Annotated in this window: 17 protein-coding genes and 2 tRNA genes; 11 read left to right on the top strand and 8 right to left on the bottom strand. The window is 36.2% G+C overall.

The window, feature by feature from the left end:
- Position 1 precedes the first annotated feature (1 nt).
- The 5 genes from FORMA_RS04875 to FORMA_RS04855 all read right to left on the bottom strand — a co-directional run bounded on the left by FORMA_RS04875 (position 2) and on the right by FORMA_RS04855 (position 5667).
- Entirely contained in the window at positions 2 to 2674 is a 2673-nt protein-coding gene (locus tag FORMA_RS04875; RefSeq protein ID WP_083236560.1) for a BamA/OMP85 family outer membrane protein, read from the bottom strand.
- A complete protein-coding gene (locus FORMA_RS04870) occupies positions 2595 to 3335 on the bottom strand; it encodes an isoprenyl transferase (protein ID WP_069674597.1) in 741 nt (246 codons plus the stop codon). Before FORMA_RS04870 ends, FORMA_RS04875 begins: the two co-directional genes overlap by 80 nt.
- Positions 3336 to 4022, bottom strand: coding sequence for a type IX secretion system protein PorG (locus tag FORMA_RS04865; RefSeq protein ID WP_069674596.1), 687 nt, complete (start codon positions 4020 to 4022; stop codon positions 3336 to 3338).
- 96 nt (positions 4023 to 4118) lie between these two features.
- On the bottom strand, positions 4119 to 5000 hold the full coding sequence (locus tag FORMA_RS04860; RefSeq protein WP_069674595.1) for an NAD kinase: 882 nt from the start codon (positions 4998 to 5000) through the stop codon (positions 4119 to 4121).
- Between the two features lie 10 nt (positions 5001 to 5010).
- Complete coding sequence (locus FORMA_RS04855) at positions 5011 to 5667, bottom strand: CBS domain-containing protein (protein ID WP_069674594.1); 657 nt, start codon at positions 5665 to 5667, stop codon at positions 5011 to 5013.
- A gap of 88 nt (positions 5668 to 5755) precedes the next feature.
- Here FORMA_RS04855 and FORMA_RS04850 point away from each other — a divergent pair, with 88 nt between their 5' ends.
- From FORMA_RS04850 to clpX, 5 genes are all read left to right on the top strand, one after another.
- Positions 5756 to 6472, top strand: a complete 717-nt coding sequence (locus tag FORMA_RS04850) for a pyridoxine 5'-phosphate synthase (RefSeq protein ID WP_069674593.1) — start codon at positions 5756 to 5758, stop codon at positions 6470 to 6472.
- A complete protein-coding gene (locus tag FORMA_RS04845) occupies positions 6469 to 7233 on the top strand; it encodes an alpha/beta fold hydrolase (protein WP_069674592.1) in 765 nt (254 codons plus the stop codon). Before FORMA_RS04850 ends, FORMA_RS04845 begins: the two co-directional genes overlap by 4 nt.
- Before the next feature lie 74 nt (positions 7234 to 7307).
- Positions 7308 to 8633: a trigger factor gene (gene tig / locus FORMA_RS04840; RefSeq protein WP_069674591.1), complete on the top strand. Its 1326-nt coding sequence runs from the start codon at positions 7308 to 7310 to the stop codon at positions 8631 to 8633.
- 116 nt (positions 8634 to 8749) lie between these two features.
- Positions 8750 to 9427, top strand: coding sequence for an ATP-dependent Clp endopeptidase proteolytic subunit ClpP (gene clpP / locus FORMA_RS04835; protein WP_069674590.1), 678 nt, complete (start codon positions 8750 to 8752; stop codon positions 9425 to 9427).
- A 27-nt stretch (positions 9428 to 9454) separates the two neighbouring features.
- Positions 9455 to 10684: an ATP-dependent Clp protease ATP-binding subunit ClpX gene (gene clpX, locus FORMA_RS04830; RefSeq protein WP_069674589.1), complete on the top strand. Its 1230-nt coding sequence runs from the start codon at positions 9455 to 9457 to the stop codon at positions 10682 to 10684.
- A gap of 58 nt (positions 10685 to 10742) precedes the next feature.
- Here clpX and FORMA_RS04825 read toward each other — a convergent pair whose 3' ends face one another.
- Positions 10743 to 12254 (bottom strand): GH3 auxin-responsive promoter family protein, encoded by a 1512-nt coding sequence (locus FORMA_RS04825; protein ID WP_069674588.1) that lies wholly within the window; start codon positions 12252 to 12254, stop codon positions 10743 to 10745.
- A gap of 45 nt (positions 12255 to 12299) precedes the next feature.
- On the opposite strand from FORMA_RS04825, the gene FORMA_RS04820 reads away from it, so the two are divergent.
- On the top strand, positions 12300 to 13097 hold the full coding sequence (locus FORMA_RS04820; protein WP_069674587.1) for a DUF2797 domain-containing protein: 798 nt from the start codon (positions 12300 to 12302) through the stop codon (positions 13095 to 13097).
- On the opposite strand, the gene FORMA_RS04815 is transcribed toward FORMA_RS04820, so the two are convergent.
- Positions 13094 to 13798, bottom strand: coding sequence for a queuosine precursor transporter (locus FORMA_RS04815; protein ID WP_069674586.1), 705 nt, complete (start codon positions 13796 to 13798; stop codon positions 13094 to 13096). The two genes, FORMA_RS04820 and FORMA_RS04815, sit on opposite strands and share 4 nt — an antisense overlap.
- A gap of 68 nt (positions 13799 to 13866) precedes the next feature.
- Between FORMA_RS04815 and folK the strand changes: the two genes are divergently transcribed.
- A complete protein-coding gene (gene folK / locus FORMA_RS04810; protein ID WP_069674585.1) occupies positions 13867 to 14994 on the top strand; it encodes a 2-amino-4-hydroxy-6-hydroxymethyldihydropteridine diphosphokinase in 1128 nt (375 codons plus the stop codon).
- Here folK and FORMA_RS04805 read toward each other — a convergent pair.
- Positions 14985 to 15518 (bottom strand): RNA methyltransferase, encoded by a 534-nt coding sequence (locus FORMA_RS04805; RefSeq protein WP_069674584.1) that lies wholly within the window; start codon positions 15516 to 15518, stop codon positions 14985 to 14987. The two genes, folK and FORMA_RS04805, sit on opposite strands and share 10 nt — an antisense overlap.
- Before the next feature lie 100 nt (positions 15519 to 15618).
- On the opposite strand from FORMA_RS04805, the gene mutS reads away from it, so the two are divergent.
- The 4 genes from mutS to FORMA_RS04785 all read left to right on the top strand — a co-directional run bounded on the left by mutS (position 15619) and on the right by FORMA_RS04785 (position 20172).
- Complete coding sequence (gene mutS / locus FORMA_RS04800; protein WP_069674583.1) at positions 15619 to 18219, top strand: DNA mismatch repair protein MutS; 2601 nt, start codon at positions 15619 to 15621, stop codon at positions 18217 to 18219.
- Between the two features lie 88 nt (positions 18220 to 18307).
- A tRNA-Gly gene (locus FORMA_RS04795) sits at positions 18308 to 18379 on the top strand.
- 20 nt (positions 18380 to 18399) lie between these two features.
- Positions 18400 to 18483 (top strand) — tRNA-Leu (locus tag FORMA_RS04790).
- 198 nt (positions 18484 to 18681) lie between these two features.
- The gene (locus FORMA_RS04785) at positions 18682 to 20172 is read left to right on the top strand and encodes a DUF6377 domain-containing protein (protein ID WP_069674582.1); all 1491 of its coding nucleotides are present in this window, start codon (positions 18682 to 18684) and stop codon (positions 20170 to 20172) included.
- Positions 20173 to 20250 lie beyond the last annotated feature (78 nt).

Raw genomic sequence — 20250 nt, 5'->3', positions numbered from 1 at the left:
GTTAAAACTGCTGACCCAAAATGAAATGTGTTTCCCATCCATTTTTTACAGTACTACCAGGGATTGGATCAAATCCGTGACCAAAGTCAATTCCTAGGAGTCCAAACGCCGGCATAAACAGACGAATTCCAAGCCCAGCAGAACGTTGTATGTTAAAAGGGTTGAAATCCTTAAAGTCGTTGTACGAGGCTCCACCTTCTAAAAATGCCAATGCAAATATTTTTGTTTGTCCTTTTAATGTAATTGGGTGTCTAAGTTCGAGTGAGAATTTGTTGTAGATACTTCCACCATCTTGACTCGATAAGGATTGATTGGCATAACCGCGTAGCGCTATAGCTTCACGGCCATCTAGTCTGTAGGTAGTCATTCCATCTCCACCCAAAAAGAAGCGCTCAAAAGGAATTACACCACGATCGTTGTTATATGCCCCCAAAAACCCAAATTCAAAGCGCGGCCTCAAAATCAACTTTCCTTTAATTCTTGTGTACCAATCACCCGAAAACTTAATTTTATAAAATTCTAACCATTTGAATCGCTCTTGGTCAATTTCGCTAATACGTTCATTCGCTGCATTTCTTTCAGCAATTTCATCATCATCAGTAGTATTACTCAATTCACGAATTCGCTCAGCTTTTTCGTCCCGCTCATTTTTAAGCGCAGTGTAATCAACGCCATTAACTGCAGAGTATGGAAATGTTACTTTTGCGGATAAACTAAAATTTGACCCTCCTTCTGGGTAAATTGGGTCATTATAGGTATTGTTTCTGCTTAAGCCTATTGTATATGCCAAATTATTTGCGCTACCATCACCAAAAGTAAAAAGTCCCGTATTGTAGTTATTCAAATCGTAATATTGATAACCTAAGTTCTGTGAAAGCACAAAATAATCATCTGGGACAGTTAATTTTTTTGCAATTCCAAAGTTAATACCAGTTATATTGAAACTTCTATCTTTATCAGCTGATCGCGTAGCTCTATTGTAAAGGAATTGTTTTGTTTGTGAAATCGAAGTTGAAAATTGTACAGGCTTTTCCCCACCCAACCAAGGTTCTGAAAATGAAAAGCTATAGGTTTGAAAAAATTGACTGGCTTGTAATCTCAACGATAGACTTTGTCCGTCGCCCATTGGGACTGGAGTATAGGCTTTTTTGTTGAACAAATCTTTTATGGCAAAATTGTTGAAGGATAGCCCAAGTGTGCCAATAAATCCACCACCACCATAACCGCCTTGAAGTTCAATCTGACTAGATCCTTTTTCTACAACACTAAATTCCATATCAAGTGTGCCGTCGTTAGGGTTTACATTTTTAAAGTCTGGAGCAATTTCTTGCGCATCAAAAAATCCTAACTGCCCAAGTTCACGAACAGTTCTTACGACATTACTTTTACTGTAAAGCTGCCCAGGGCGTGTACGCAATTCGCGATACACCACATGATCGTTGGTTTTGTTGTTGCCCTTGACAGAAATATTTTTGAAATAAGCAGGCTTACCTTCAGTTACTCTAATTTCCATGTCAATGACGTTGCCATCAGCACTAACTTCAACAGGTGTTATTGTAGAAAATAAATATCCGTTGTTTTGGTATAAGTTAGTTAGATCAAATGCATCTGGATCTGAGTTATCAGCAATACGTTTCTCAAGTTCTACACCATTGTAGGTATCCCCTTTTTTAATTTTTAGGACTTGATTTAACTGTTCATCAGAGTAGATGGTGTTCCCCAAAAAGTTTATAGTACCGTAAGTGTATTTTTCGCCCTCCTCAATGGTAATCTTGAGGTCGACTGTTTTGTCATCATTCACAACCAATGAGTCCGAAACTATTCTTGCGTCCCGAAATCCTTTTTCCTTTAGCTTGTTTACAACATTCACTAGATCTTCCTCATAATCAGCTTCAATATATTTTGAACGTTTATGGACTCTAATAAGGTTCTTTTGCTTTGTATTTTTCATGGCTTTGCGCAGGCGCTTACTGCTCATTTTTTTATTGCCATAGAATGCTATTTTTTTAATCTTAACCTTTTGACCTTTATCTATTCGAATACGCATATCAACACGAGTTTTCTCAACAGAATCAATGACTTTGCTGGTACTTATCAATGCTTTTGCGTTTAAGTATCCTTCTTTTTTGTATTTATTTTCTAAATAGTATTTTGTTGTAGTGATTAGGTTTTCAGTGACTTTAATTCCGGGAGTCAGTTTGTTTTCGTCTACGATTCCACTGATTTTTCCTTTCTTAACCCCTGTAATTTTCACTTCTTTTAGCTCAGGGAGGTCGTCGAGTTGAATTTCCAGGTAAATTTGATTCCCTTCAATTTTTGATATAAAAACATCAATATTTGAAAATAAATTCGAATCCCATAATTTTTTTATTCCATCACTAATTTTTGTTCCTCCCGGAATAGTTACCTTTTCCCCTTTGATAAGGCCAGAATAGGTGATGATGGTTTCAGCACCATAAACGGTTTCCCCTTTAACACTGATATCTGCTATTGTGTAGTCTTTTCTTTTGGAAATATCTAGTGTTTGTCCATGTGCTGTGTAGCACATTAAAATCATGAGACAAGAAATTATATTAAGAAACCTGTAGGTGTGTTTAGTTAAGTTGTTCACTTGTTTTTCCAAATCTTCGTTCTCTTTTTTGGTAACTGGCAATAGCCTTATATAAATCTTCATCGCTGAAATCAGGCCAAAACACTTCTGTAAAATACAATTCAGCATAAGCAATTTGCCATAATAGAAAATTGCTTAGTCGTTGTTCACCGCTTGTTCTTATCAGTAAATCTACGTCTGGCAAATTTCGCGTGTAAAGATGCTGATTTATTACCGATTCATCAATTTTTTCAGAAGAAATTATATTATTTTTGATTTTTTCTCCAATTTTTTGCACCATTTGCGTTAATTCATCTCTTGAACCATAGTTTAAAGCAAGATTTAAAGTCATTTTAGTGTTCGATTTGGTGGCATCGGCCACATGAATCAGCTCGTTGTATACTTTTGTTGGAAGTGTTTTAATATCTCCAATCGCGTTCAACCGGATATTATTTTCCTGTAGGGTTTTAATTTCTTTTTTTAAGGATGAAATTAATAAACGCATAAGAGTTTTTACTTCCAGTTTTGGGCGCTTCCAGTTTTCAGTTGAAAAAGCATAAAGCGTAAGTTGTTCAATGCCCAATTGCGCACAACTTTCTACTGTGGTTCGCACTGATTTTGTGCCATTTTCATGGCCAAAGGCACGAATTTTTCCTTTAGATTTTGCCCATCGCCCGTTGCCGTCCATAATAATGGCAATATGTTTGGGGAGAGGGTGGTTGAGTATGTCGTCTTTTGAGCTCATTTAATAGTCGCAAAAACAAGGGTTTTGTCCAAAAGTGTAAGTTAAGGTAATTCCACTAAACACGTACCAGTCATTGTTGTTAAAGTTTCCAAATTGTAATTCTTTTAACTCATCAGCATCAGGAAGGCTACCGTCCAATTCGTCCGAGAAAGTGTATCTTGCTGCAACTTCTATACCAAAAATTAAATCCTCGGTAAGGGTCACTTTCATTCCCAAAGCAATGGGAATTCCAAAAGCATTGCTTTTTGTTTTTTCAGAGATTAGTTTATTGTTGTTATAGTAAAAGTTTGGATGGTTAAGCATGCTTACACCAGTGTAAATATAAGGGCTAAAGTTAAAGCTATTGCGGTGCAAATCGAAGTCTAGAAAAGTAAATTCAATACCTGCAGAAACCTCCAAAGCCTCTTCTTTAAAAAAATACCCTCTTTCTTGTCTTTTTGGATCAGAGGACTTGCGGTCATTTCCTAATAAAGTGGTGTAAATAACACTAACTCTGTAAGAGTGTCTTGCACTTCTGTTCCAGCGAAATATTCCTCCAATTGCTAATTTTTTTGGGGCTATGAATTTGGTAGAACCCACATCACCAATAAAATTTGATCCTCCGCCAAAAACACCAATTTCATAAATTTGAGCACCCCCCAATTGTATGATTGAAACAAAAAGTAAAATGCAATAAATTTTTTTCATGTAATTTAAAATGAGTGCAAATATAACAAAATTGAAATCGCTTCAAAACAGATTCATTTTGAATAAGTTAAACGGAAAAATAACGAGATTATTACTTTAGTTTCTGGGATCGGCACCCCAGAGCAGTTTTTTGCGCAAAGTTTGAATAAAGGTACCTGCTTTAAGTTCAATCATTTTAATGTCAAAAGCTGCTTTTTTGATGGTAATTCCAATCGAATTGTCTAGTGAGTTAATTCGGGAGTCTAAAGAAACTAAATACTCATGTTCACGACCACTAACATTTAATCTAATTTTGTGTTTTGCTGAAATAACTAAAGGGCGTGCATTGAGGTTATGAGGTGCAATGGGGGTAATTACCAAGCTATCGGATTCTGGCATAATGACTGGTCCTCCGCAACTCATGGAATAGCCTGTTGATCCAGTAGGCGTAGAAATAATAAGGCCGTCGGCCCAATACGAGTTTAAATACTCATCATCTAGCCAGGTTTCAATACTAATCATCGAGGTTGTATTTTTTCTGCTTACCGTAACTTCATTTAATGCAAAGTCTAGTTCAAAATTCGATTCTTTTTGATTGGTCGTTACCGATAAAACACTGCGTTTCGATATGCGGTATTTCCCTTCAAATATTTGGTCTAGAGCGCCAATAATATCATCCCTTTTTATTGTTGCTAAAAATCCAAGTCGACCTGTATTAATACCTACAATAGGAATATCTAAATCTTTAACATGTGTTATTGCTCTTAAAATTGTTCCGTCACCGCCCACGCTAATCATAAGATCAAAAGAGTCATCCAAATCAGTAAAGGTTCCAAGGGTGTTGGCTTTAATATTTATGCTGGAGTGTTCGAGAATGGAATTAAAGAAATGAGCATCTACAAAAACTTCAGCAGATTTGCTTCCCAAATAAGCGAAGAGGGCAGCAATAGCCGAGTGAGATCGTTCATTGAATTCTGGACCGTAGACTGCTATTTTCATGGGGACAAAATTACAAATTTAAATATCGATTCAAGTATGCAGAACGATCTTTAAGTGTTTTTAAAAAACGATCGTCTTCATGACCAGAAATAATTGTATAGCCATACCTTCTAAAGTTTTCAAATATGGCACTCAAGCCAGAGTTTTCAATTTTGATGATCACTTGTACCATATCATTCTTTATTTTAGAAACAAATACGCCAAGCATTTTTACATTATTTGATTCAACAATTTGACATATTTCGCTTAACGAGTAGTCTTTGTATGCCTTTTCGATAATGATAGTACCACCTGGTTCTGCAAAAAAAGGAGTGTTTCTAAACAATGAAATAATATCAATAAGTAAATAATACCCCAAATAATTGTGGTTTGAATCTAGAACTGGCATCAGGTTAGAATCGTTGAGTGCAAATGTGTCTAGGACGTCCAACCAAATTGCAGACTGCTCTACAAAAAAATGCTCAACAGCATAAAGGACATCCTCCACTTTTTCGTTTCCATCAAAGCAATACACATCAGTTTCAGAAAGACATCCGATATAAATTCCATCTTTTTGAATCGGCACATGCGAATAAGTCAGTTGATTAAACACTTCTTGAAGCTCCTTGATTTTGGCGCTTACATCAAAAGGTCTAAGATCGTTGATGATGTGTTGATCCAGTGGCATATCTTATTTATAAGTCTCTGCAAATTAATCAAAAATAATATACTAAAAGCTACGGACTTTGTATTTTTGCAGATAAATCAATCTGGTTATGACAAAATTAAGCGTGAACATCAACAAAATAGCAACATTGAGAAATGCAAGAGGTGGCGACACGCCCAACCTGATACAATTTGCAAAAGACGCTCAGGAGTTTGGCGCACAAGGCATTACAATTCATCCACGACCAGACGAACGCCACGTTCGCTATCAGGACGCACATGATCTTAAAACCGAAGTTTATACAGAGTATAATATAGAAGGAAACCCGATTCCAAAATTTATAGATTTAGTTTCAGTCATTAAACCAGATCAAGTGACCCTTGTACCTGACGCTGAAGATGCCATCACGAGCAATGCTGGATGGGATTGCGTAAAACACCATTCATTTTTGCGTGAAACTATTGATGAATTTCAAAAGCAAGGCATTAGAACTTCAATATTTTTGGACCCTAGCCTTCATCAAGTAGAAGCTGCCAAGGCTACGGGCACAGACCGCATTGAATTGTATACAGAGAGTTTTGCACACAACTATGCCATTGGTAATTCAGCTGCAATTAAACCCTACACCGACTGCGCTGTTCTTGCTCATGAATTAGGGATGGGTATAAATGCAGGGCATGATTTATCTTTAAATAACATTAAATTTTTCAAGCAAAATATTCCAAACTTATTGGAGGTTTCGATTGGTCATGCCTTAATTTCTGAAAGCCTATACTTAGGAGTAGAAAATGTCATCAATATGTATTTGAATCGATTGGAGTCATGAATCTGCATGCAAAAGTAATTGGGGTAGGGCAGCCATTTATCATACTACACGGATTTCTTGGGATGGGCGACAATTGGAAGACCATGGCTCTTCGCTTTTCAAAATTGGGGTATCAAATTCACCTTATTGACCAAAGAAACCACGGCAGAAGTTTTCACGACGACAAATTTGATTATGAACTTCTTACGCAAGATTTGCTGAGGTATTGCACACAAAACGCCATTGAAAAATGCATTCTTTTGGGGCATTCAATGGGTGGAAAAACTGCAATGCTTTTTACCGCTCTTTACCCCAGTTTAGTTCATCGGCTCATTGTAGCCGATATTGCCCCTCGGTTTTATCCGGTGCATCACGATGCTATTTTGGAAGGGCTTGACTCGCTTGATTTTTCGCAAATAAAATCAAGAAAACAAGCCGATGAAAAACTGTCCGAGTATATTTCTGAACTCGGAATCAGACAGTTTTTATTAAAAAACTTATATTGGATTCAGCCTGGACAATTGGCTTTACGTATCAATTTGAAAGCATTAAAAAAGAATGTTGCTGAGGTAGGTGAAGCTCTACCAGCTCAAATGAGCGTGGAGCGATCTACACTATTTCTTAAAGGTGATCGCTCCGAATACATCGGCCCAGATGATGAAAAACAAATTTCTGTGCAATTTTCAAATGTTAGAATTGAAACCATCCCAAAAGCAGGCCATTGGCTTCATGCCGAAAACCCTGAAGCATTTTTTGCAGCTGTTTCAAACTTTTTGTCCTGATTTTCAAATTATTAAAATATTTGTACTCCATTAAAATTGTTGTACTTTTGCCACCCAATTTTTAATTCATAACAATGAATATTACAAGAGAAAATAAAGATGCTTTAAATGCGGTTGTAAAAATCGACATTGAAAAGTCAGATTATGCTGATAAAGTAGAAAAAATTCTTACCGATTACAGAAAGTCTGCAAATATTCCAGGATTTAGAAAAGGTCAAGTTCCAATGGGCTTGGTCAAAAAACAATACGGTAAAGCCGTTTTGGCTGAGGAAGTCAACAAACTACTTCAAGAATCTTTAGGTAAATATCTAAATGATGAAAAGTTAGACGTTTTGGGGAATCCGTTGCCAAAAGCGCAAGATGATATTGATTGGGATACTGACGCATTCTCTTTTGAATTTGAAATTGGATTAAGTCCAGAGTTTGACATAAAGCTAAAAGGACGTAAAGCGATCACACAATATACTATTGTGGCGGACGATAAAATGGTTCAAGATCAAATCACCAATATACAAAAGCAATATGGTCAACTGATTTCTAAGTCAGAAGCTAGTGAAGGTGACGAACTAACTGGAGTGTTTTTCAATGATGAAGTGGGTATTGAATCGACCACGACCATTTCATTGGACAAATTGAAGGGGAAATCCAATCTAAAGAAATTTATTGGTGCAAAATCCGGAGATATCATCACTGTAAAATCAAAAGGACTTTTCAAGGAAGCACATGACTTGACAACCTACCTAAAAATTGATCAAAACACGGCTAATGATTTGAATGTTCAGCTCACATTTACAGTCAATGAAATAAACGAAAGAGGCTTAGCCGATTTGGATCAAGAGCTTTTCGATAAATTATTTGGTAAAGACGTTGTAAAAACGGTTACTGAACTAAAAGAAAAAATTAAGGCAGATGCAGAAAAGCAATTTGTTCAGCAATCAGATCAGAAATTATTAAATGATGTCACTGAATATTTAGTAGAAAATACCAAGTTTGATTTACCAGCTGAATTTTTACAAAAGTGGCTTCAAACAGTAGGTGAAGAGCCTATGAATGAAGCTCAGGCTAAAGAAGAGTATGAAAAGTCTGAGAAAAGTATGCGTTATCAGTTGATAGAGAGCAAACTGATTGTAGACAATAATCTACAGGTGAATTTTGAGGAATTGAAAGCTTATGCTGGTGAAATGATTAAAGGTCAGATGGCACAATTCGGACAATTGAATCCTTCTGAAAAAGAAGTAGAAGATATAGTGGCGCGTGTGTTGTCAAATCAAGATGAAGTAAAACGAATGTCAGAGCAATTGACAAGCCAGAAATTGTTAAGTTTTTACAAAGACAACGCAAAACTTAAAGCTAAAGAAATGAGCTATGAGGCTTTTGTTAAAGAAGTTTACGGAAAGTAATTTTTAGCTGTAAAATAAATTTTAAACACTTCTTCGGAAGTGTTTTTTTGTATTTAAAAAATAAACTATCCTTCGAAAATAATAGTATATTTACATTCTCAAAAACAAACATATATATGGATTACGGAAAGGAATTTAAAAAATTTGCGACCAAAGATCAAGGCATCAGCAGCACCTACTACGACAAGATTGTTAGCAGTATGATGCCAACGGGGCTTACCCCAAATATTATTGAGGAACGCCAAATGAACATTGCAATTTTTGATGTTTTCTCACGTCTTATGATGGATCGAATTATTTTTCTTGGTACGGGAATCAATGACCAAGTGGCCAATATTATTCAGGCTCAATTATTGTTTTTGGAAAGTACAGATGCTGCTAAAGACATTCAGATTTACATTAATTCCCCAGGTGGAAGTGTTTATGCTGGTCTAGGTATTTATGACACCATGCAGCTGATCAAACCAGATGTTGCTACCATTTGTACAGGAATGGCAGCTTCTATGGGTGCTGTGCTGTTGTGTGCTGGTGCAAAAGGAAAGCGCAGTGGGCTGACGCATTCTCGTGTCATGATTCATCAACCTTTGGGTGGCGCTCAAGGGCAAGCAAGCGATATTGAAATTACTGCACGGGAAATTTTAACATTAAAAGAAGAACTCTACAATATTATTTCCAAGCATTCTGGACAAGACTATGATAAGGTATATGCAGACAGTGATCGAGATTACTGGATGAAAGCGGATAAAGCCCTTGAGTACGGAATGATTGATGAAATATTGTCAAGAAAGGCATAGTGCCACCACACAAAACCTCAATCTCTTATGGCTAAAGAAGAATTAGAATGTTCATTTTGCGGTAAACAAAAAGCAGATACAAATCTACTTATTGCAGGCCTTGATGCGCATATTTGCGATCGTTGTATAGAACAAGCCCATGGAATTGTTGCCGAAGAGTCAAAGCATCAAGACAAAGAACTCTCTTCTGAACTGATGCTCAAGAAGCCGAAAGAAATAAAAGCTTTTTTGGATGCTTATGTTATTGGCCAAGATCAAACAAAAAAAGTGATGGCTGTGGCTGTTTATAACCATTACAAACGCTTATTGCAGACCACTACTGATGAGGATATTGAAATACAGAAAAGTAACATCGTCATGGTTGGCCAAACAGGAACAGGCAAAACACTAATGGCCAAAACCATTGCTAAAATGCTCAACGTCCCTTTGGCTATTGTAGATGCAACAGTCATGACAGAGGCGGGTTATGTCGGGGAAGACGTAGAAAGTATGTTGACACGTCTTTTACAAGCGGCTGATTATGATCAAGAAAAAGCCGAACGTGGAATTGTTTTTATTGATGAGATTGATAAAATTGCACGAAAAAGTGATAACCCTTCGATTACAAGAGATGTATCGGGTGAAGGAGTACAGCAAGCATTGCTTAAATTGTTGGAAGGGACTGTAGTTAATGTTCCCCCAAAAGGAGGAAGAAAACACCCTGATCAAAAATTCGTTGAAGTTAATACTGAAAATATCTTATTCATCGCCGGTGGAGCCTTTGATGGTATTGAGCGTCATATCTCGAAACGCCTCAATATGGCAGCTATTGGCTACAAATCTGTTCAAGAAGGCGAACAAATAGACACCCAAAATCTCTTGCAATATATTACTCCGAAGGACCTGAAAGATTTTGGCCTTATCCCTGAAATTATTGGACGACTTCCCGTTCTTACACACATGAACCCATTGGATGAAGCAACCTTGAGAGCGATTCTTACAGAGCCTAAAAATGCACTAACCAAGCAATATATTAAACTCTTTGAAATGGATAACATCAAGCTAAGCTTTAAAGACGAAGCCTTGGATTTTATCGTACAAAAAGCAGTAGAGTATAAGCTAGGAGCCCGTGGATTGCGTTCTTTATGTGAGGAAGTTCTAACCGATGCTATGTTTTCGCTTCCTGGAAGCGAAGAAACGTCTCTGGTTGTGGATAAAGCCTATGTTAAAAAGCACCTGAGTAGAACCCGCTTAAATCAACTTAAGGCGGTCTCATAGCTTTCTGTTTACAATTCTTTTAAAAGTAATATGCTGTTGCATAAGCAAGGGCTACAATCTAGGCTAGTGCCATTAACTCTTCTAATAATATTCTTGAATTTGAGAGCCGAGGAATTTTATGTTGTCCGCCTAATTTGTTTTTACTTTTCAGCCAATCGTGAAATTGTCCATTGCGTGCAAGAATAATTTTTGGAGGATTTAGAGTCATGTTGTTGTAGCGTTTGGCTTCATAATCGGAATTCAATGCTTTTAGTGCATTATCTAGAAGTTCTGAAAAATAGTTCAGATCTTTCGGTGGTGTTTTGAATTCAATGAGCCATTCATGCGCCCCTTTGTTATTACCCTGCATGAAAATTGGTGCAACTGTGTATTCGCTAATTTCACAACCCACTTTTTCTGATACATTTTTTAAGGCGCGCTCGCTGTTCTCTATTATTAATTCCTCCCCAAACACATTAATAAAATGCTTCGTACGCCCTGTTACCTTAATGCGGTAGGGGTCAATACAAGTAAAACGAACCGTATCGCCAATTTGATAGCGCCAAAGCCCAGCATTGGTCGTGATGATCACAGCATAATTTTTGCCTTTTTCGACCGCATACAATGGAATTACTTTTTCGTTTTTAGTACCATATACATCCATAGGGATGAACTCATAAAAAATGCCATAATCCAACATCAATAATAAATCGTTTGAGTCGTTTTGATCTTGAATGGCAAAAAATCCTTCTGAAGCATTGTAGGTTTCATAGTATTTGAATGAAGAGGACGGGATTATTTTTTTGTACTGATCGGCATAGGGCATGAAACTAACTCCTCCGTGAAAGTAAACTTCCAAATTGGGCCATATCTCCAATAAATTAGAGTGAGCTGTAGTCTCAAGAACATTATTTAACAACACCAGCATCCAAGAAGGAACACCAGCTAAGCTCGTTACATTTTCTTTGATAGTTTCATCCACAATCGCTTGCATTTTTGTTTCCCAGTTGCTCATTAGCGAGACTTTATTGCTTGGCGTACTGCTGAATTCTGCCCAAAACGGCATATTATCAATTAAAATAGCTGAAAGATCCCCAAAAATAGTCCCATTTTCTTCGTAAAGTTCTTTGCTCCCCCCAAGGCGTAAATTTTTACCATTAAAAAGCTCAGAATCAGGGTTGTTATTCAAATACATACACAACAAATCTTTCCCTGCTGCATAATGACAGTCCTCCAAAGAGGCGTTACTGACGGGGATAAATTTACTTTTGGAATTTGTAGTCCCGCTTGATTTTGCAAACCATTTAATAGGCTTAGCCCAAAAAATATTTTGCTCTCCTCGGCGCGAGCGCTCGATCAATTCATGTGAAGTTTCATAAGTAGAAACAGGAACTCGCTCAGCAAATTCTCTGTATGACCCAATGGATTCAAAATTGTATTTCTTTCCAATTTCAGTGTTTTTTGACAATTCCAGCAGTTGAGTAAGTAACTCATTCTGAACTTCGTAGGGGTATTTAAGAAACAAATCAATTTGATGAAAACGCTTCTTTAAAAACCAGGACGCAACGGAATTGACTAATGGAATTGGCATAAAAAATAGCTATATTTACAATGTTAAAAGTAACAAAATTTATTTATGCTTTATCAAGGTGTGCTTACAAAAATGCAAACGGAGCTAGCGGCGCCCATAAATTATTATTTGTCTCTTGGAGGCGCGCTTATTCAAGCACATCAATTGATTCATAAAAAGCTAAAATTAAAATTTATTGGATTTGAATGTTTAAGTTGCGGAAGCAGGGAAGTTACCTTTCGTCAAGGCTTTTGTAAGTCTTGTTTTTTTGAACTACCACAAACTGCCGATTGGATTATGCATCCTGAGAAAAGTAAGGCGCATTTGGATATTGAAGAACGCGATTTAGAATTTGAAAAAAAAGTTCAGTTACAACCCCATATTGTGTATTTGGCCAATTCGAGTAATGTTAAGGTAGGTGTAACGAGAAAAACACAAGTCCCAACGCGTTGGATCGATCAAGGGGCACAAACTGCTCTTGAAATTTTAGAAGTACCTAATCGGTACTTAGCAGGTGTGGCTGAGGTCGCTTTAAAAAAACATATTAGCGATAAAACCAATTGGCGAGAAATGTTAAAAGGCAACGCAACACAAGAAGATTTGTCTGTTTGGCGGCATCAACTCTCGTCCTTTCTTCCAGAAGAAGTCAAGCCGTATTTTCTAATTAATAATGAGCCGCTAAACTTGCAATTCCCAGTTCATAAATACCCTGAAAAACCGAAAAGCTTGAACCTTACTAAAACACCAGAATACGAAGGAATTTTAGTAGGTATTAAAGGGCAATACCTCATTTTTGATGATGAAACAGTTTTTAATGTACGCAGCAATGAAGGTCTTGTTATTGGTCTTGATGTACAAGCTTAATCCAATTCAATTTCTTCGTTGATATCAAGTTTAAAGCGTTTTCTAAACATATATACACCAAGGTATAAAAATGGAGTATCAAGTGCGGCGATGATAATTTTGAATAGAAATCCAGCAAGCAGTAATCCACCAAACAAATTCCAGCTGATTTCTCCAAATGCACACAGTAGTAAAAGTACCGTAGCAGTATCAATAAATTGTGATAAAAACGTAGAGCAATTGTTGCGTAACCATAGATGTTTACCCGCAGTCAGGCGTTTCCAATAATGATAAATCTGTATGTCGATAAATTGAGCAAAAAGATAGGCCATCATGCTTGCCAAAACAGCAATGGCTGTACTCCCAAACACTGTTGAGAATAAATCGTCTGAAACAGGCGACCAATCAGTTGCTGGTACCGCATTGGCTACATAAATAATTCCCATGGCAAAAAATGAAGCAAAAATTCCTCCTACAACCACTTCGTTTGCTTTTTTCTTGCCGTAAATTTCACTGATCAAATCAGTTATCAAAAAGGTAATAGGGTACGGCAAGATGCCTACAGAAATTTCAAATAAATTGACTCCGAAAAGAGAAATATCAAAAGGGTAATAATAAAAGAATTTTTTAAATATAAGGTTAGAAACAACAAGAGATGTGATGAACAGTATCCCTAAAATCAAATAAAGGCGTTGCGCTAAGACTTTGTCTTTCAGTGTCATTCGTTGTCAATAATTTCTTTAGTAAAGATATAATATTAATTTTTCTTTTACTTAAATTGCTGCTTCTTATGACAGAACAAAAAAGTATTTTTATAGGAATTGGCAGTAATGTTGGGGATCGTTTTTCTCATCTTCAATTGGCGGTTGAGGCCATTCATTACGAGGTAGGGAGTGTGTTGCGTTTATCCAGTTGTTATGAAACACCTGCAATGGGGTTTGAAGGCGATGCTTTTTTAAATGCTTGTCTTCAAGTTAGGACTTGTTTATCTGCTGAAATAGTACTCTCAAAACTTCTTCAAATAGAAGAACGTCACGGGCGTAAGCGCTTTGATGATGGCCAATACCGCGCTCGAACCATAGATTTGGATATATTGTTTTTCGATGATCAAATTATTGAAAACAATATTTTAACAGTTCCACACCCGCGATTAGATCAACGTCTTTTTGTGCTCAAACCTTTGGTTGAAATTGCAGCAGACTTGTTCCACCCTCAACAAAACAAAACAGTGTCAAAAATTTTAGATGTTTGTACAGACAACAGTCCGATTACAAAACACGACATTCAGCTCAAAAACCCACTACAGGACTTTGATTTTACAGCCTACAATTTTATTGCGATCGAGGGTAATATTGGCGCAGGCAAGACGAGTTTAACTCATATGATGGCCCAGGATTTTAATGCAAAATCTATTTTTGAGCGTTTTGCAGATAATCCCTTTTTGCCCAAATTTTATGAAGATGCCGAACGGTATGCATTTACTTTAGAAATGTCTTTTTTAGCTGACCGCTACCAACAGATTTCGGATGATTTAGCCCAATTGGATTTGTTTAAAGACTTTATCATTGCGGATTATGATGTTTTTAAATCACTAATATTTTCGAAAATTACTTTATCTGCTGATGAGTTTTTACTGTATCGAAAATTATTTTATCAAGTTTATAAAGATATAAAACGCCCCGATTTGTATGTTTATTTGCATCAGAACACAGACAAACTACAGCAGAATATTAAAAAACGAGGGCGCGACTATGAGCGTAATTTAGCATCTGCTTATTTAGATAAAATTCATCTTGGCTACCTAGAATTTATGAAAAATAACCCACAGTCTGAAGTGAAAATAATAGACATTTCGGAGCGCGATTTTATTGAAAATCGTCACGACTATCTATGGCTGCTTAAACAAATTCAAGATTGATTTATTTTTGAAAATAAATCCCATAATACAACCCCGCAACTTACGGCAATATTTAAGGAATGCTTGGTTCCAAATTGAGGGATTTCTAGCACACCATCCGATTGATTTACAACTTCTTGAGAAACGCCTTTAACCTCATGCCCAAAAACAACTGCGTAGCTTGTCTTTTTTTGAGGAACAAAATTCTGCAATAGAACTGCGTTTTCGGCCTGCTCCACAGCGAGGACGGTTACCTTTTTTTGTTGAAGGTCTTGTACAACAGATAAAGTATTTTCGGCGTAGGACCAAGACACAGATTCTGTACTGCCTAAAGCTGTTTTTTGAATGTCTTTATGAGGAGGAGTGGCCGTTATGCCACAAAGGTAAATATGCGCAATGCGAAAAGCATCCGAACTTCTAAAAACACTGCCAATATTATTTAAACTTCTTACGTTATCTAAAATGACAATCAGAGGAGTTTTTTCTATTGTTTTAAAGTCTTCAATACTCAGCCGATTCAATTCGCTATTTTTTAATTTTCGCATGAGTTTATTTGTCTGTTGTTAGGTTTTAAAACACGCTAAAATTAGTTACATTAGCATCTTTATATACCCACAAAAGTACACTTTTTAAAAGGAAGAATCGTTGGCCAAAAAACTAAAAAAAGAAACACCGCTCATGAAACAGTACAATGCCATTAAGGCAAAGTACCCCGATGCTCTCTTGTTATTTCGTGTGGGCGATTTTTATGAGACTTTTGGCAGCGACGCTGTAAAGGCCGCAAAAATATTAGATATTATCTTGACCAAACGCGGTGCTGGAAGTCAGAGTGAAACAGAGCTTGCAGGATTTCCACACCATTCCCTAAACACCTATTTACCAAAATTAGTAAAAGCAGGAGCCCGTGTAGCGATTTGTGACCAGCTAGAAGATCCTAAAAAAACAAAAACGATTGTCAAGCGCGGGGTCACAGAGCTCATAACACCTGGTGTTTCGCTGAATGATGAGGTTTTAAGCTCTAAAACCAATAATTTTTTAGCAGCTGTTTATTTTGGAAAATCGATTGGGATATCTCTTTTGGATGTTTCTACTGGGGAGTTTTTGACAGCACAAGGAACGGAAGCTTATGTGGCTAAATTGCTTCAAAATTTCACCCCAAGTGAAGTCTTAATTGAGAAACAAAAGCGCACAAAGTTCAGTCAAACTTTTGGGGATGATTTTAATGTGTTTTATTTAGAAGACTGGGTGTTTCAAGAGGATTATGCTTATGAGTCTTTATGTACTCATTTTCAAACCAAAACCTTAAAAGGATTTGGCGTTGAGGGCTTGCCATATGGCTTGGTTTCTGCAGGTGCTATACTTCATTATTTGGGTGAGACTCAGCACCATAAATTGCAACATATTACTTCTATTGAGCGTATTTTAGAAGACGAATTTGTTTGGATGGACAAATTTACGATTCGCAATTTAGAGTTGTATCATTCCAGCAACGACAATGCCGTTACTTTAATACAAATTATAGACAAAACTTTATCTCCAATGGGCGGAAGGCTACTTAAGCGCTGGCTTGCACTTCCATTAAAAACTGTTGAAAAAATTAAAGCCCGTCACGATGTGGTTGACTATTTTTATCAAAGTGAATCTGCATTGTCGGCATTGCAATCGAGCATCAAAGGAATTGGTGATTTGGAGCGTTTGGTTTCTAAGGTTGCCACGGGTAAAGTTAACCCCCGTGAAGTGGTGCAACTTAAAAATTCTTTAGAGCAAATCCTACCAATTAAAACACTTGCCTTGGAGAGTGGTCATTCAACTTTGAAAAGTTTAGGGGAGCAGATTCAGGATTGTGATGCTCTTATTACAAAAATTGAAAGTACTCTTAATGAAGATGCGCCCGTAAATATTTTAAAGGGGAATAGTATTACTTCTTCTGCATCTGAAGAATTAGCGTCTTTGCGTGCTATTGCTTTTTCGGGGAAGGACTATCTTGATCAAATGTTGGCCCGTGAAAGTGAAGCTACGGGTATTCCTTCACTGAAGATTGCTTCAAATAATGTTTATGGCTACTATATTGAGGTGCGTAACACCCATAAAGACAAGGTGCCTGAGCATTGGGTAAGGAAACAAACCTTGGTTAATGCTGAACGCTATATTACTGAGGAACTAAAGGAATATGAACAAAAAATATTAGGAGCTGAAGATCAAATTTTAGCTATTGAGCAGCGCCTTTTTTCAGAATTAATTGTTTGGATGCACGACTATATCAAAGACGTACAACAAAATGCTCAATTGATTGCCCAATTGGACTGCTTAAGTGCTTTTGCACATTTGGCCAAACAGCATCAATATACCCAACCAGAACTTGATGACACTTTTGATTTAGACATCAAAAAGGGCCGTCACCCTGTCATAGAACGGCAACTTCCTTTGGGTGAAACTTATGTAGCCAATGATGTCTTTTTAGATCGTGAAACCCAGCAAATCATAATGATTACAGGGCCTAATATGTCGGGTAAATCTGCAATTTTACGTCAAACCGCTTTGATTGTTTTATTGGCACAAATAGGTAGTTTTGTTCCTGCTGAAAAGGCAAGGGTTGGCGTGGTTGATAAACTTTTTACGCGAGTGGGCGCAAGTGATAATATTTCTATGGGTGAATCCACCTTTATGGTAGAAATGAATGAAACCGCTTCAATTTTGAATAATATTTCAGAGCGAAGTTTAGTGTTGTTAGACGAAATTGGACGAGGAACAAGCACCTATGATGGGATCTCTATAGCTTGGGCAATTAGTGAATATTTACATGAACATCCTTCGCGCGCTAAAACACTTTTTGCAACCCATTATCATGAATTAAATGAAATGACAGAATCGTTTTCGCGCATCAAAAATTATAATGTTGCGGTTAAAGAATTGAAAGACAATGTATTGTTTTTAAGAACCTTAGTTGCTGGAGGTAGTCAGCACAGTTTTGGAATTCATGTCGCAAAAATGGCTGGAATGCCACAGGCGGTACTACAACGCTCAAAAAAAATATTGAAACAACTCGAAAAATCACATTCTGGTGATGAACTTACGGCTAAAGTCAAAGATTTAAATTCTGACATGCAATTGAGTTTTTTCAATTTGGACGACCCATTGTTGGAGGAATTAAAAACCGATATTTTGGATACAGATATCGATCGCCTGACGCCCGTTGAGGCTTTGATGAAGCTTAATGAAATTAAGCGAATGCTCACAAAGAAGTGATGACAAAAACCAAAAAAAACTTTGGTATTATCAGAAATGTGTTAAATTTGCAACCCCTTTGTATATCAAAGGGACGTTCTTATAAATTGCGAAAGTAGCTCAGGGGTAGAGCATCACCTTGCCAAGGTGGGGGTCGCGGGTTCAAATCCCGTCTTTCGCTCAGAATTTTTAAGTCTTAATGCTGAAGTGGTGGAATTGGTAGACACGTTGGACTTAAAATCCAATGGCCATTAGGCCGTACGGGTTCAAGTCCCGTCTTCAGTACAAAACCCGCAACAGTCGTTGCGGGTTTTTTTGTTATGTAAGATTCTTTAAATTTTTTATTTATTAAAATCTTTAGTAATATTAACCTTAAATACTACCAATTTGAAACTCTTATTCCTTATAACATCTTTTTTTCTATTTCAAGAACTAGTTTTTTGTCAAAATATCGACTCATTAATTAGTGTTCTTGAGCATAAAATGGAAAAGCAAAAAGTATTTGACAAGGCAAAAGAGAATCAAATAAAAAGATTGTTAGATGACTATTTTAAAACCAATGTTCTTGAAGAAAAAATTAGAGTCAATGATGAACTTTTTAAGCTGTATCAATATTACAATTTTGATAACTCATTAAAATATATTGAAAAGAATATTGAACTTGCTAATCAGCTAAACAATAAGATTTTGATTAATGATGCTATATTAAAAATGAGTATGGTTTTAGTAAATACAGGGCGCTACAAAGAATCAATTGATGCTTTGAGCGAAATAGACCGAAACTCACTTCAAAAACCATTATTCGAAAATTATTTTTATGCATTAAAAGAAGGTTACTCAGGATTGGCTTATAGTACTTCTGTAAAATCCAGGCAATTAAAATATAATCATCTTTATAACATATACAAGGACTCTCTTTTTTTAGAGTTAAAACCGAATTCAGATGAAGCACTGAGACTTAAAGAAAAAGAATCTAGAGACAGCCGTAATATTGACATGGCTTTTAAAATCAATAACAACAGACTTGAAAAAGTTAGCTTAGGGACTCGTTTATTTTCATTAATTACATTTGAAAGATCTCTGCTCTATGAGATGACTGGAAATCAAATAAAACAAAAAGAATATTTAATTCTCTCCGCAATCTCTGACATTCAGGCTTCGGTAAAAGACAATGCTTCTCTTGGAACTCTTGCGAAGATTCTTTTCAACGAAGGTGACATTGACCGAGCATACCGTTATATAAATTTTTCTTATGACGATGCCGAGTTTTTCAACTCCAATTTAAGATTTGTAAATATTGCCAATACGATGCCATTAATTACTAAAGCGTATGAAGATAAAAGCGCAAAACAAAAAAAGCAACTTCAAGTATTGGTCATATCAATTGGTTTGCTTTCAATTTTTTTAATTTTTGCAATTTTCTCTTTATACAAACAGGTTGTCAAAGTTTCAAAAGCTAGAAATGAATTAAAAATTCTTAATGAGGATTTAAAAAGTTTATACGATAAGCTATCAAAAGTAGATAAAATTAAAGAACATTATATAGGTTCTTTTTTAAATTTATATTCTGAATATATATCTAAACTAGATTCTTATAGAAAATTGGTCAGTAAGTATGTAAACAGCAATCAAATGAATGCCTTACTAAAATTATCAAAATCTAAACAGTTGATTGATGAGGAGTTAGAGATTTTTAATAAAAATTTTGACGGATCTTTTCTGCATATCCATCCAAATTTTATTGAGTCAGTAAATAAATTGCTTAAACCCGAAAATCAATTATCCATACATAACTCATCTAAACTCAATACAGAACTGCGGATTTTGGCTCTAATAAAATTAGGAATTACACGAAGTTCAAATATTGCCAAAATATTAAGGTTTTCGGTAAATACAATTTATAATTATCGAGCTGCGATAAATAATCGTGCTTTGGATAAAGACACATTCGAGGATTCTTTAAAATATATATAACCTAATCATTGACTTTAGTTTATTTTCATTTTACTAAAAATACAGTTAAGGTTTTGACAATTTTCGATTTTGACATTT

It is taken from the genome of Formosa sp. Hel3_A1_48 (assembly GCF_001735715.1).
Classification (GTDB): Bacteria; Bacteroidota; Bacteroidia; order Flavobacteriales; family Flavobacteriaceae; genus UBA3537.
This window is presented reverse-complemented; position numbering and strand designations above follow the sequence as displayed.

Coding starts and splice junctions, on each gene's coding strand:
- FORMA_RS04875 (WP_083236560.1), bottom strand. CDS start 2,674: ATGAAGATTTATATAAGGCTATTGCCAGTTACCAAAAAAGAGAACGAA.
- FORMA_RS04870 (WP_069674597.1), bottom strand. CDS start 3,335: ATGAGCTCAAAAGACGACATACTCAACCACCCTCTCCCCAAACATATT.
- FORMA_RS04865 (WP_069674596.1), bottom strand. CDS start 4,022: ATGAAAAAAATTTATTGCATTTTACTTTTTGTTTCAATCATACAATTG.
- FORMA_RS04860 (WP_069674595.1), bottom strand. CDS start 5,000: ATGAAAATAGCAGTCTACGGTCCAGAATTCAATGAACGATCTCACTCG.
- FORMA_RS04855 (WP_069674594.1), bottom strand. CDS start 5,667: ATGCCACTGGATCAACACATCATCAACGATCTTAGACCTTTTGATGTA.
- FORMA_RS04850 (WP_069674593.1), top strand. CDS start 5,756: ATGACAAAATTAAGCGTGAACATCAACAAAATAGCAACATTGAGAAAT.
- FORMA_RS04845 (WP_069674592.1), top strand. CDS start 6,469: ATGAATCTGCATGCAAAAGTAATTGGGGTAGGGCAGCCATTTATCATA.
- tig (WP_069674591.1), top strand. CDS start 7,308: ATGAATATTACAAGAGAAAATAAAGATGCTTTAAATGCGGTTGTAAAA.
- clpP (WP_069674590.1), top strand. CDS start 8,750: ATGGATTACGGAAAGGAATTTAAAAAATTTGCGACCAAAGATCAAGGC.
- clpX (WP_069674589.1), top strand. CDS start 9,455: ATGGCTAAAGAAGAATTAGAATGTTCATTTTGCGGTAAACAAAAAGCA.
- FORMA_RS04825 (WP_069674588.1), bottom strand. CDS start 12,254: ATGCCAATTCCATTAGTCAATTCCGTTGCGTCCTGGTTTTTAAAGAAG.
- FORMA_RS04820 (WP_069674587.1), top strand. CDS start 12,300: ATGCTTTATCAAGGTGTGCTTACAAAAATGCAAACGGAGCTAGCGGCG.
- FORMA_RS04815 (WP_069674586.1), bottom strand. CDS start 13,798: ATGACACTGAAAGACAAAGTCTTAGCGCAACGCCTTTATTTGATTTTA.
- folK (WP_069674585.1), top strand. CDS start 13,867: ATGACAGAACAAAAAAGTATTTTTATAGGAATTGGCAGTAATGTTGGG.
- FORMA_RS04805 (WP_069674584.1), bottom strand. CDS start 15,518: ATGCGAAAATTAAAAAATAGCGAATTGAATCGGCTGAGTATTGAAGAC.
- FORMA_RS04785 (WP_069674582.1), top strand. CDS start 18,682: ATGGAAAAGCAAAAAGTATTTGACAAGGCAAAAGAGAATCAAATAAAA.